This window comes from Akkermansia biwaensis, from assembly GCF_026072915.1.
GTDB classification, from domain to species: domain Bacteria; phylum Verrucomicrobiota; class Verrucomicrobiia; order Verrucomicrobiales; family Akkermansiaceae; genus Akkermansia; species Akkermansia biwaensis.
Genome location: NZ_AP025943.1, coordinates 2,887,807 through 2,900,415, shown reverse-complemented (window position 1 = coordinate 2,900,415; position 12,609 = coordinate 2,887,807). Strand labels below are relative to the sequence as shown.

Annotated in this window: 7 protein-coding genes; all 7 read right to left on the bottom strand. The window is 54.8% G+C overall.

Annotated elements, in window-relative coordinates:
* Positions 1–55: 55 nt before the first annotated feature.
* Complete coding sequence (locus OQH67_RS11955) at positions 56–3,205, bottom strand: type I restriction endonuclease subunit R (RefSeq protein WP_215433651.1); 3,150 nt, start codon at positions 3,203–3,205, stop codon at positions 56–58.
* Positions 3,206–3,391: 186 nt separating this feature from the next.
* Positions 3,392–4,558, bottom strand: a complete 1,167-nt coding sequence (locus OQH67_RS11950) for a restriction endonuclease subunit S (RefSeq protein ID WP_215433653.1) — start codon at positions 4,556–4,558, stop codon at positions 3,392–3,394.
* On the bottom strand, positions 4,548–6,053 hold the full coding sequence (locus OQH67_RS11945) for a type I restriction-modification system subunit M (protein WP_215433657.1): 1,506 nt from the start codon (positions 6,051–6,053) through the stop codon (positions 4,548–4,550). The genes OQH67_RS11950 and OQH67_RS11945 overlap by 11 nt, the downstream gene beginning before the upstream one ends.
* 225 nt (positions 6,054–6,278) lie before the next feature.
* Positions 6,279–6,782, bottom strand: a complete 504-nt coding sequence (locus tag OQH67_RS11940; protein ID WP_215433660.1) for a threonine/serine exporter family protein — start codon at positions 6,780–6,782, stop codon at positions 6,279–6,281.
* On the bottom strand, positions 6,779–7,555 hold the full coding sequence (locus OQH67_RS11935) for a threonine/serine exporter family protein (protein WP_215433663.1): 777 nt from the start codon (positions 7,553–7,555) through the stop codon (positions 6,779–6,781). Before OQH67_RS11935 ends, OQH67_RS11940 begins: the two co-directional genes overlap by 4 nt.
* 25 nt (positions 7,556–7,580) lie before the next feature.
* Positions 7,581–11,342 carry a methionine synthase gene (metH, locus tag OQH67_RS11930; protein ID WP_215433666.1) on the bottom strand — a complete coding sequence of 1,254 codons (3,762 nt, stop codon included), beginning with the start codon at positions 11,340–11,342 and terminating at the stop codon, positions 7,581–7,583.
* Positions 11,343–11,985: 643 nt separating this feature from the next.
* On the bottom strand, positions 11,986–12,609 hold the full coding sequence (locus OQH67_RS11925; protein WP_215433669.1) for a PA14 domain-containing protein: 624 nt from the start codon (positions 12,607–12,609) through the stop codon (positions 11,986–11,988).

The window sequence follows — 12,609 nt, the reverse complement described above, 5'->3', positions numbered from 1 at the left end:
GGAACAGGCAGATGCGGATTTCATTTTTCATTCCTGGTTGAATGCCTTGCCATGATCAGCTGTTGACCCCGTATTGTTCCGGATCTTCCGCTACTCTGAGGGTTCCCTCATCCCCGGAAGAATCATTCAAATAACTCTTTTTCCTGACATCCATGATGTTATCCGCCCACAGCTCACACTGGCTCATGACGGTTTGAAGAGCCTCCGGCACATCATCGGGCGGGTACTTGTATTTTTTCAAAAGACGTTTGATCATGGTGCGCATTTTTGCCCGCGCCTGGGTGCGCTTTTGCCAGTCGATGGTGCTGTTTCTGCGCAGAGCCTCCGTCAGTTCCCTGCTCACGGCGATCAGCTCGTTATTTTTATAGAAATCCTTAACGGCCTGCGGCCTGTTCAGCGCGTCGTAAAAAGCTTCTTCTTCGGGGGAAAGGCCATGATTTCTGCCTTCCTTGCGGGCTTCCGCCATCTGTTTCGCGAGTTTCAGCATCTCCGCGATGACTTCCTCATTGGTAATTAAGCCATTGATGTAGGAATTAATCAGCCGCTGCATCTTCTCGCTGAATTTTTCCGACTTGACGATGTTGGTCCTCTTGTAAATGGAGACCTGCTCCAGAATCAGCTTTTTAAGCAATTCCAGGGCAAGGTTCTTTTCTTTCATCCTTGCAATTTCCTCCAGAAACGTTGGGTCAAAAAGTGAAAACTCCCTGGAAACATCGGAGAACAGGTTGATGACCCCTTCGCTTCGGATGCTTTGTTTTAGAAGTTCGTTAATCCTGTCATTCATCTCCTTCAGGGAGATTTTCTTTCCGGCTCCCGCGTTTCTGAGCCTTTGCACCAGGACTCGGACGGATTCAAAGAAGGCTGCCTCGAACCGGTCGGCTTCCTGGGCGATGGAGGCGCACAGGGACAGAGCCTGGCGCAACATGAGCGCTTCCTTAAGGAAACATTCCTGTTTCTTTTCCTTATCCCTGCCTATGATAAAGTTAACCGCGCCGCTGATGGTTCTGGCCCGTTCCAGATCAGTGCCCGTTGTGAATTTGGAATAATCAAATCCATGGAACAGGTCCCGGCAGATGCTGAGTTTTTCCAGAAACTTCGGATAAGCCGCCGTCGCCACGTCGGTATCTCCGTAGTTGGCTTTATCCCGGTTCGTATAGTCGTTCATCGCCTGTTTCAGGGCAGAGGCTATGCCCACATAGTCTACCACCAGGCCGCCTTCCTTGTCGCCGAATACACGGTTGACGCGGGCAATGGCCTGCATGAGGTTGTGGCCGTTCATCGGCTTGTAAACATACATGGTTGCCAGGGAAGGCACGTCAAATCCGGTCAGCCACATATCCACCACAATGGCGATTTTCATCGGGCTGTCGTTGTCCTTGAACTCCGTGGCCAGTTCATTCCTGTAGCTCTTGTTGCCGATGACTTCCCTCCATTCTTCCGGATCATTATTTCCAGAGGTCATCACCACCTTCACCTTCTCCCTCCATTCCGGGCGCAATTCCAGCATGCGCCGATAGATTTTCATGGCGATGGGGCGAGAATAAGCCACGATCATGGCCTTCCCGGTCAGCAGGTTTTCCCGATAATGCTCATAGTGGTCCAGTATGTCATGGACAAGGGAGTCAATGGTGTTGTCGTTGCCCAGAATGGCTTCCATTTGCCCCAGCTGCTGCTTGCTGCGCTCAATCACATCCGGGTCGGCGTTGGAGGCCATGATGTCGTATTCGTCATCAATCCGCTTCAAGGTGTCCTGATCCAGATTCAGCTTGATCACCCGGCTTTCATAGTAAACGGGGCGGGTGGCTCCGTCTTCTACCGCCTGAGTCATGTCATAGACATCAATGTAGTCCCCGAATACTTCGCGGGTGCTTCTGTCTCTGGTTGAGATGGGAGTGCCCGTAAAGCCGATATAGGTGGCATTCGGCAGGCTGTTGCGGATCATGCGCGCCGTGCCGACAACTCTTTTGGCAATTTTCTCGCCGTCTTCGTTTGTGAAGATCCTGATCTTTTCCGCCAGTCCGTATTGCCCCCGGTGGGCTTCATCCGCCATGACGATGATATTTCTGCGTTCGGAAAGAGCCTCATGGGATTCCTCAAACTTCTGCATGGTGGTGAAGAAAATTCCGTTGGCTTTCCTCCCCTGTAAAAGCTGTTTCAGGTGTTCCCGGCTTTCTGCCCGGATGGGTTCCTGCCTCAGAAAGTCCCTGCATTTGGCGAATTGACCGTATAACTGATCGTCCAAGTCGTTTCTGTCGGTAAGCACAACGATGGTCGGGCTTTCCAGAGCCTCTTGCAGAAGGTGGGCGTAAAAGACCATGGACAGTGATTTGCCGCTCCCCTGCGTATGCCAGAATACTCCGCCCTTGCCATCGGTAAGAGTGGCGTCCCGGGTAGATTCAATGGCCTTTTTGACGGCAAAATACTGGTGGTAGCCCGTCAGAATTTTAATGGTCTCTTTTCCGTTATTGGAGAAACAGATAAAGTTTTTGAGAATATCCAGCAGGCGTTGTTTCTGGAACAGTCCCTCGAAAAAGGTGTCGAACTGGGCGAACCTGGTATTTTCATAACTGCCGTCGACCGTTTTCCATTCCATGAAACGGTCTTCTCCGGAGGTAATGGTTCCGGCCTTGGAAGTCATTTGATCGCTCATCACGCAAATGGCGTTGTAAACGAACATGGAGGGGATTTCCTTCATGTAATTGCGAAGCTGCCGATAGGCTTCGGACGCATCCGTCTCTTCCCGGGACGGAGATTTCAACTCAACAAGCACTACGGGCAAGCCGTTCAGGAACAGAATCATGTCCGGCCTCTTGCAGCTGTTTTCCATGAATGTCCATTGATTGGCCACGACAAAGGAATTATTGGCCGGATTGCTGTAATCCGCCAGATAGACAATGTCGGAGCGGAGTTCTCCTTTGTCGCGGTATTGTACGGAAATGCCGTTTTGCAGATAGTCCATAAAGACGGCATTCCGCTGTACAAGCTCTCCATTATCAATGTTTTTTAATTTGTTAAGCGCTTCCGTCACAGCCCCTTTCGGCAGAGCGGGGTTTAAGTGGAAAATGGCGCTTTTCAATTCATCTTCATAAAAGGGAAGGTGATAGTCGCGCTCTACATCGGGGCCGTAAACGTGGGTGTAGCCCATGTTCTGGAATAGTTCCACTACAGACTTTTCATAGCTGTCTTCCGTGTATGCTCCTGCCATCTGAATGCATGCTTCAAGGTTGATGATGAATGTAATTATACAACTTTCTGTTGAAAATCAATCATTTTGTGATGAGAAAAGACGTTGGAATATCGGTTGGCAATGATGTTGATTAGGTTGTTGAACAAATATTGGAATATTTGTTCTTGGGCAAGATTAGAGTAGGCTAAATGATAATTTAGCGGCTTAGAGTCGGATGTCCGAAACATCAACTTCGCCGGACATCAGCTTGGGCAAAAGAACATCGCGCAATGCAGCCAATCTCTCGCTCTGTTCTTCGTTTTCCTTGATTGCCTTAATAATCGGAAGAATGAGCCGTAGATAATCAGGCATTTTGTCTTCGTCAAGTACCGGAATGGGTAAGGATTTGATCGTCGTGAGACTCAAATTTGCCTGAACAGCTTGTTGTACGCGCTTCGCATAATAATCAGTATGCCATCCACCGATGAAGCAAGTGTAAACATACTCAGGCAAGACTTTTTCGGTATCAACACGAATTATTGCAACAGCTTGATTAGTATTTGCCGGCAGTACATTTTCGTCAATCAGAGCGAAGCGGCCGAGTGTACCTGCAATAGTAAAGACAACATCGCCGGATTGAATTACTGATCTTTTCAACAGCGTGTTAGTTTTCTCATCAATGAAGGCAAATTTGCTTTTGTCTATGGAGTGGTTGTCTAAGATTGATTCAGCTTTTATGAAATTGATTCCACTTCCGACAAAAGGCTTGCCAAGTGTAGTCGGTGTTGTCCCCTTAGTAACAACATGGCACAGCTCAGACAACGGTATCTGCGTCATTCTTTCAAGTTCGGGATTGTCAGTAAAACGGCCCTTGAAAATTGCGCGAAGTTGCTGCTGCAAATTATCATTTATATCCGTATTAAGTTGTATTTTTTTATCAAGTGCCTCCAAAACTCCTGCTATTTTTTCCTGTTCCTCATAAGTAAAATATGGGATCTCATATTTCATTATGGCTGTCTTATCTCCACGAGGCATCTTCGTACCTTTGGATGTGATCATTGAATAATTGAAAAATGTATCATCTGTAAGAACATAGTAGAGAAATCTCTTGCTGATGCCGTCCTTCGCTCTCAATACCAGAACATCATTGGAGCATCCGCCATTAAATTCAGCAAACCATATTTTTTTGAAATATGGTCGAATATTTGATACCAAAACATCTCCTGCTTGAAACGACTGTGTTTGTGCCACACTGGGGAGTGAGGATGCTTTGGTGATGCCGCCTTTGTTAGAAATCATATTTTCTGTGGATATGTAGCTCTCATATCCCAAGGAAGCCACATTAACTTTGCCCTTGGCATAATCGCATATATCCGAAAGATTATATTTCATATCCAATAGCCCCTAATCGTTCCTTTATTTCCATTTCAAGCTTGTGGGATTTCGCGAAAAGATCGGACAGTTCGGAAGTCAAACGGGCCATTTTTTCTTTAAAAGGTTCTCCGTCGTCTTCCTGTTCCTCAATTCCGACGTAGCGGCCGGGGGTGAGGATGTAGTCCTGCCGTTTGATGGTTTCCAGATCTGCGATGGCGCAGAATCCCCTGACTTCCGCCAGGGCGCCTTTCTGGAAGGCTTCAAAGGCATCGGCCAGTTTCCGGATATCTTCCTCTGAAAAGTCGCGGTGCTTGCGGGTGACCATGGTTCCCATTTTCCGGGCGTCAATGAACAGCGTTTTGCCTTTCTGCCTCTTGTTTTTGCTGATGAACCAGAGGGTTACGGGAATGGTCACGCTGTAGAAGAGGTTGGGGGGCAGGGCGACGATGCCTTCCACCAAATCCGCCTCAATGATGTTTTTGCGGATTTCCCCCTCACCGGAAGACTGGGTGGACAGGGAGCCGTTGGCCAGCACCAGCCCGATTTTCCCGTTCGGGGCAAGGTGGTGGATCATGTGCTGGATCCATGCGTAGTTGGCGTTGCCCGCGGGGGGAATGCCGTATTTCCAGCGGACGTCGTCCCGCAGCTGGGGTTGTCCCCAGTTGGAGAGGTTGAAGGGAGGGTTGGCCATGATGAAGTCCGCCTTAAGGGAAGGATGCAGGTCCTTGAAGAAGGTGTCCGCCTGGTGGGGGCCGAAGTCGGCTTCAATACCCCGGATGGCCATGTTGATTTTTGCCATTTTCCACGTATCCGCATTGCTTTCCTGCCCGTAAACGGCGATGCCGTCCTTCCTGCCGCTGTGCGCCTGAAGGAATTTGACGCTCTGCACGAACATGCCCCCGGAGCCGCAGCACGGGTCGTAAACACGGCAGTTGTCAAAGGGTTTCAAGATGGCGACGATGGTTTTGACGATGCTGGCGGGGGTATAGAATTCGCCGCCTTTCACGCCTTCATAGGCGGCGAACTGGGCGATGCAGTATTCATAGGTCCTGCCCAGCAGGTCTTTCCCCGCCTCATCATCGCCCATGTCCATATTGGTGAAGATGTCCACGACGTTGCCCAGCACCCGTTTGTCCAGATCCGGACTGGCGTAGTTTTTGGGAAGGACATTTTTCAGGCTCCTGTTTTCGGTTTCGATGGCAAGCATGGCTTCATCAATGACCTTGCCGATTTCTTCCGTGTGCGCCGCCGCGGCGACGGCGGACCAGCGCGCTTTTTCCGGGATAAAGAAGATGCTTTCCGCCAGATATTCGTCACGGTCATTTTCAAAGCCTTCCTCCTCCGCCAGGAGCGCCTGGAATTTCCGTTCAAAGACGCAGGAGATGTAGCGCAGGAAAATCAGGCCGACGATGACTTTGCGATAGTCTGCGGCGGGGATGTGTCCCCACAGTTCGCAGGCGGCGTCCCATATTTGTTTTTCAAAGCCAATGTTGGCGTTATTTTTTTCAGCCATTGCAGTTATAGTTTTACGAAGAGGGAGTTTAAGGAAGATATGGGATGCGTCAAGATTCAAGGGAGAGGAATGGGGCGTTATGAAGATAGCCGGATAAGAAACTTCTGGAGTCCGTTCATCTTTCACCTGTGCCCGTCTCTTTGACATATCAAGAGCGTTTTTCAGTCCAGGCGCTTTGGTTCTCCGGGAAGTATAGATGATTAAAAAACGGGAGAGAGGCGGCCTCTAATGCTCTTTTACAATGTTCCTGGTATAGCTCAACCGTTTGAACATCAGCAAGGGAATGGCTACTCCAATCACCAGGGAGAAGATAATGAAGAAGGCCGTGATGCCGTTTTTGCAGATATCCACGATCAGCCTGTTCATGGTTTCCATGTCCTGGTTTTCCTGCATGAACTGCATCAGGGCCAGGATGGTCTTGTAGGCATACACGCCGGGAATCATCGGCAGAAGGGAGGGGAAGGCGAAGATTTCCGCGGGGCATTTCACCAGCTTGGCCGTCAGCACGCCCAGCATGCCGATGGTGAAGGCGGCAATAAAGGTGGCGCTGGAGATATCGATGGACCAGGAGTGCATCATGTAGAAGCGGAAGGCGTGACCGACGGCCGCGAGCAGGGCGGAAACGGCGATCGCCCGCTTGGGGGGATTGGAAATGACGGCAAAGCCCGTAGCCGCTATGGCGGCCATCAGGCCATCCCAGAGGATGGAAGAGAAGAAGTCCGGATTCATAAGCTGTTCACCCCCAGAATAAGCATGGTTGCGGAAAGGCCGATGGTGATGCAGGTGATTATCATGATGGAATGGACGCCCCGGGAAATCCCCATCAGGATGTGGCCGTGCATCAGGTCCATGATGGAGTTGATCATTTGCACGCCGGGAACCAGGAACAGAACGCTGGTGGCCAGCGCGATCTGGGGCGTCTCCCCGAACTGGAAGATGACGGCGCAGGCCGCCGCCATGGAGGCCGTGAACGCGGACAGGATGACCACGCCCAGGGGATTGAATTTCAGCCGTGAGAACTGCTGCTTTGCCAGAAAGCCCAGCAGGGTGGCGCCGAAGACGGTCAGCATGGCCCATATATCCCCGTTGAACAGGCGGCAGAAGGCGGCGTTGCCCACGCTGACCAGCAGCAGGTCCGTCCAGGGGGAAAAGCGTTTGGTTGCCGCAATGGACCGGAAGGCCCGCTCCATTTCCTCAATGCTGACGTTGTTGTCCACGGGAAGCCAGCTCAATTCGCTGAGCTGCTGGATCAGGTTCAGGTTGAAGGCCAGGGGTTTCAGTTTCCTGACGGAAGTCCGGCGCAGGTTCTCGTCATCAGTGCTGATGAGGCTCATGGTGATGTTGCGCTGGAAGATAGTCATGTCCGCCGCGTACCCGTAAGCGGCTGCAATGCGGGAGATGTTGCGCACGGCCCGGTTGGTGTGCACCCCGGCGCCCATGAGCGTAGTGGCGTATTCCAGCAGGAACTCGGACAGGGCCTGAATCTGGTCTGTATGGGGCATGGCGGAAGAGTGGGGAAGGGGAGGGTCAGGAATGGGTCCGCTGTTTTCTGGCGGCGTAGTCCCGCTGCTGGTCCCCGTCCGTGGCCCCTACGGAGAAGTAGGCGCTTTCCGGGTGGGAGAATACCAGCGCGCAGACGGCGGAAACGGGCTGCATCATCCATGTTTCCGTCAGGCTCATGCCCGCCTCTTCTCCGGCATGGAGCAGGCGGAACACGGTTTCCTTTTCCTGATGGTCCGGCTGGCTGGGGTATCCGCAGGCCGGGCGCACTCCCGTTCCGGCGGGTATGCCCCACAGCACGCGCAGTTTTTCATGGGCGGCCCCGGCAAAGGCTTCCACCAGCCGGTCCGCCAGGGAACTGACCAGAAGGGCGCGGTAGGAGTCATTCCTGGCTTCCCATTCCTGCGCCCACCGTTTGGCTCCGTGGATGCTGACGGCCATGGCCCCGATGTAGTCCTTTACCCCTTCCGGGGCGATGAAGTCCGCCAGGGCCAGACGCTTTCTGCCCTGGGCGTTCAACTGCTGCCGCTGGGTCAGCAGGGTGGCCTGCGGAACGGTTCTGGATTCATCCGTCCAGACGGTGATGTCGTCATGGTTGGGAGCGGAATTGGCCGGAAAGATGCCGATGACGCCGCGGGCCTGGTAGCGGTTTTCCTTCACGGCCTGTTCCAGCAGGTCGCGGGCATCCTTGTACAGGGCCGCGGCGGCGTCCGCCTTGGCCGGGTCCTTGGTGCGGAATTCCTGCCGGGAGTCGCTCCAGACACCATGCAGTTCCCAGGCATGGAAGAAGGGCGTCCAGTCGATGCGGCCGACCAGTTCCTGAATGGTCACGTAATACCGGGGATCGTCGCTGCAGCAGCCGCAGCTCACGGGACTGTGCAGGCTGCCGATGGAAACGGGGCCCAGACGCTCCGGCACGGGCGGCACATAGCCGCCGTCCGCGCCCCGCCAGCGCAGTTCCCGTGCTTCCTCCAGGGAGAGGAAGTCCTTCGAAGGCTTGTTTTCGTGGCTGGTGCGCAGTTCCTCCTGCCGTTCCTTGACGGCGGAAATGTAGGAATCCTTCTTTTCTCCCACCAGGGCCGCGGCGGCGGGCACCACCTGGGAGGCGTCCACGGTATGGACCACGGGCCCCTCGTAATGGGGGGCGATCTTCAGCGCCGTGTGCAGGGCGGACGTGGTGGCGCCCCCCACCATCAGGGGAACGGTCATGCCGCGGCGCTGCATTTCCGCCGCCACGTGGGACATTTCCTCCAGGGAAGGGGTGATGAGGCCGGAGAGCATCACCAGGTCCGCATGCTCCTGTTCCGCGCGGTCCAGAATCGTGTCGCAATGAACCATCACGCCCAGGTCCACCACTTCAAAGCCGTTGCAGCCCAGAACCACTCCGACGATGTTCTTGCCGATGTCATGCACGTCCCCCTTCACGGTGGCGATCACGGCCTTGCCCGTTTTGGAAGATCCTTTCTTGTCCGCCTCAATGTACGGGGTCAGCCATGCCACGGCCTGCTTCATCACGCGGGCGCTCTTCACCACCTGGGGCAGGAACATCTTTCCGTCGCCGAACAGTTCCCCCACCACCTTCATGCCGTCCATCAGCGGGCCTTCAATCACCTTCAGGGGGGAACCCAGTTCCTTGAACGCCTCTTCCGTATCCGCGTCCACAAACTCGGTGATCCCCTTGACCAGGGCGTGTTCCAGCCTCCCGGTCACGGGCTGTTCCCGCCAGGCCAGCACGGGTTTCTTTTCCGCGCCCGCCTGCGCTTTTTCCGCGGCCAGCTTCTCCGCGTAATCGGTCAGGCGTTCCGTGGCGTCCGGCCTCCTGTTCAGCAAAACGTCTTCGATCAGCTCCAGCCTTTCCTTGGGAATGTTGTCGTACACCTCCAGCATGCCGGCATTCACGATGCTCATGTCCAGCCCCTGCCGGGTGGCATGGTACAGGAAGGCGGAATGCATGGCTTCCCGCACCGGGTTGTTGCCCCGGAACGCAAAGGAGACATTGGAAATGCCGCCGGAAATGTGGGTATGGGGCAGGTGGGTGGAAATCCAGCCCGCCGCCTTGAAGAAATCCAGGGCGTAATTGGCGTGTTCCGGAATGCCCGTGCCGACGGTCAGCACGTTCGGGTCAAAGATGATGTCCTCCTCCGGGAACTGCACCCGGTTCACGAGCAGGTCATAGGCCCGCCGCGCGATGCGGATGCGGTCCTCGTAGTTGGCGGCCTGTCCTTCCTCGTCAAAGGCCATCACGACGACCGCTGCCCCGTACCTCTTGATCAGGCTGGCTTTCCTCAGGAATTCCTCCTCTCCTTCCTTCAGGGAAATGGAGTTGACGATGCCCTTGCCCTGCATGCATTGCAGCCCGGCTTCCAGCACCTCCCATTTGGAGGAATCTACCATGAAGGGGACTTTGGCGATGTCCGGCTCCGCGGAAACCAGGTTCAGGAAACGGACCATGGCCTCCCGGCTTTCAATCAGGCCGTCGTCAAAGCAGAAGTCCAGCACCAGCGCGCCGTTTTCCACCTGCTGGCGCGCGATGGAAACCGCCTCCTCATAGTTCCCCTCCCGGATCAGGCGGGCGAATTTGGGGGAACCCGCCACGTTGCAGCGTTCTCCGACAAAAAGGGTGTTTTTTTCACGGGTATGGTTGTAAGCCTCGTACCCGGACAGGCGCAGGGCGGGGGACTGGGCGGCAGGAATGCGGGGGGGAAGCCCCTCCACGGCCCGGGCGATGGCGCCGATGTGTTCCGGAGTGGTGCCGCAGCAGCCGCCCACAATATTCAGGATGCCCAGGGAGGCATACTCCTTCATGAATGCCGCCATGTCTTCCGGAAGCTGGTCGTAGCCCGTGGGGCTGAGCGGGTTGGGAAGCCCCGCGTTGGCGTAAATGGAAACGTAGCAGTCCGCAAGCCCGGCGATTTCCTCGGCAAAGGGGCGCATCAAATCCGCACCCAGAGCGCAGTTGATGCCCACGGAGAAGGGACGGACGTGGCGGATGGAATTCCAGAACGCCTCAATCGTCTGGCCGGACAGGGTGCGCCCCGCCTTGTCCGTCAGCGTTACGGACACCATCACCGGAACGGCGGCGTCCGGCTGTTCGTCGAACACCTCTTCCATGGCGAACAGAGCCGCCTTGGCGTTCAGCGTATCGAAAACCGTTTCCAGCAGAATCAGGTCCACCCCACCTTCCAGCATAGCCAGCACCTGTTCCCGGTAGGCCTGCCTGAGCTGGTTGAAATTCACGGACCGGAAGCCCGGATCATTCACGTCAGGAGACAGGGAGCAGGTGACGGACATGGGGCCGATGGAGCCGGCCACAAAGCGGGGCCTGCCGTCGCGCGCCTCCGCCTCGTCGCAGGCGCGGCGGGCCAGGGAAACGGCGGCCAGGTTCATATCCCGCACCAGGGACTTCAAAACGGGGGAATCCACCACTTGCTGGAAGTAGGACTGGTCCTTGCGCTCCCCCTCTTCCGGATGATGCCAGAAATAGTCGTGTTGCCCGATGCTGGTTGCGCCAAAGGAACAGGTTTCAATGATATCCGCACGGCCCGTATCCAGAAAGCGGCGGTGCACGTCCAGAATCACCTCCGGCCTGGTCAGCACGAGAAGGTCGTTGTTGTTCTTCAGGTCGTTGGGATACAATTCCGTATCCGAGAAGCGCTCTCCCCGGTAATCCTCCTCCTTCAGCTTGAACTTCTGGATATTAGTGCCCATGGCGCCGTCCAGGATTACAATCCTTTTGCGCAGTTGATCTTTGAGATAATCAAGACGTTTGAGTCGGGATGCTTTGGTCATAAGCGGGCGCGGAAAATCTACAGCCCGTACCCTCCGTGAACAAGGATAATTGACGTCACCCCTTTTCCGGGACGGGCGCGTATCGGGAAAATGCCCTTGCGGGTGAATTTCCCGAGGTAGAGGTATTGGAGAAAGGCATGTCCGGACTCGCCGTGCATCCCGAACCTCGCCAGGGGACGGAAAGCCGCCGCACTATCGCTATAAAGTCCGGCGACGGAAAAGCGTGCATGAGCCGGTACGCGGGCGGAAAGTGATCGGGAAAACGTATTCTTGTTTCAGCACGGGGATGTGGAAACCGGGGAAAGGATTTTACCGTGATTCAGGATGTACGGCTTTGAACGTCTGCAAGTTTTTATTGGGAAGGATGACGTGCGGAAAAAGAAAAATGTTAATAGAATGTGTATAATATGTGAATAACTAATCAACGAGAATCTTGGAAAAGGCGCTGGAAACTTCCGGACGGGCGCACCGGAACAACACCGGAAAAAAGAAAAGGGGCGGGGAAGCTTTCCTCTCTAAATGAGTAAATGCGACTGCACCTACTATCTCTTTTATCAGGAAAAATGGAGAATTCCTGCCATCTTCCGGCAGACGGAATGCATGGGACGCAGGAGAAACCGGGGACGGCCTCCGCCTGACGAAATCATTCGGCCAGACTCGGATTCAGATTCTGGGGTTGCGGCTTCTCCTCCGGCAACATGCCGGGAGGAAGGAACAGGGCGGACGCGGGAACCAGCACGGGCTGGGGAATGCCGGGGCCTGACCAGGCTACGGACATGTGGTCCGGGCCGCCGTCCTCCTTGTGAATCACCTGGAGAAAATAAAACTTGCCCGCTTCCAGGTGAACGGGTTCGGATGACTGGTTGGGCTGGTTGGTCCAGTTATGGCGGTCGGAATATCCCTTCACGGTGGCAATGCAGCTCATGTCCTTCTGGGTGGCGTCCTTGCCCAGCCACAGTTCGGCGGAATCGTCGGAAGACAGATAAAGGCGGTATTCTCCGGTAGCCGGGACGCGGAGCAGGGCGGAATAACGGGCTCCGTACTGGTCGCCCAGATTTTCTGCGTCCAGCCGGACGATCTTCCGGATGTCGGAAGAAGGCCTTTCAAAAACCTTCTGGTGCGTCAAATCCTTTACCGAACCTCCCGGAATGCCGAACCACAGCTCCTGAACCACGCCGGAGGGAAACTCCTCCGCGGGGGAGTCTGCGGCTGTTCCTGCCAGGGCTGTGCAGAAAAGAAGGCTCAGAACGGTAAGAAAAACATTCAT

Coding starts and splice junctions, on each gene's coding strand:
- OQH67_RS11955 (WP_215433651.1), bottom strand. CDS start 3,205: ATGGCAGGAGCATACACGGAAGACAGCTATGAAAAGTCTGTAGTGGAA.
- OQH67_RS11950 (WP_215433653.1), bottom strand. CDS start 4,558: ATGAAATATAATCTTTCGGATATATGCGATTATGCCAAGGGCAAAGTT.
- OQH67_RS11945 (WP_215433657.1), bottom strand. CDS start 6,053: ATGGCTGAAAAAAATAACGCCAACATTGGCTTTGAAAAACAAATATGG.
- OQH67_RS11940 (WP_215433660.1), bottom strand. CDS start 6,782: ATGAATCCGGACTTCTTCTCTTCCATCCTCTGGGATGGCCTGATGGCC.
- OQH67_RS11935 (WP_215433663.1), bottom strand. CDS start 7,555: ATGCCCCATACAGACCAGATTCAGGCCCTGTCCGAGTTCCTGCTGGAA.
- metH (WP_215433666.1), bottom strand. CDS start 11,342: ATGACCAAAGCATCCCGACTCAAACGTCTTGATTATCTCAAAGATCAA.
- OQH67_RS11925 (WP_215433669.1), bottom strand. CDS start 12,609: ATGAATGTTTTTCTTACCGTTCTGAGCCTTCTTTTCTGCACAGCCCTG.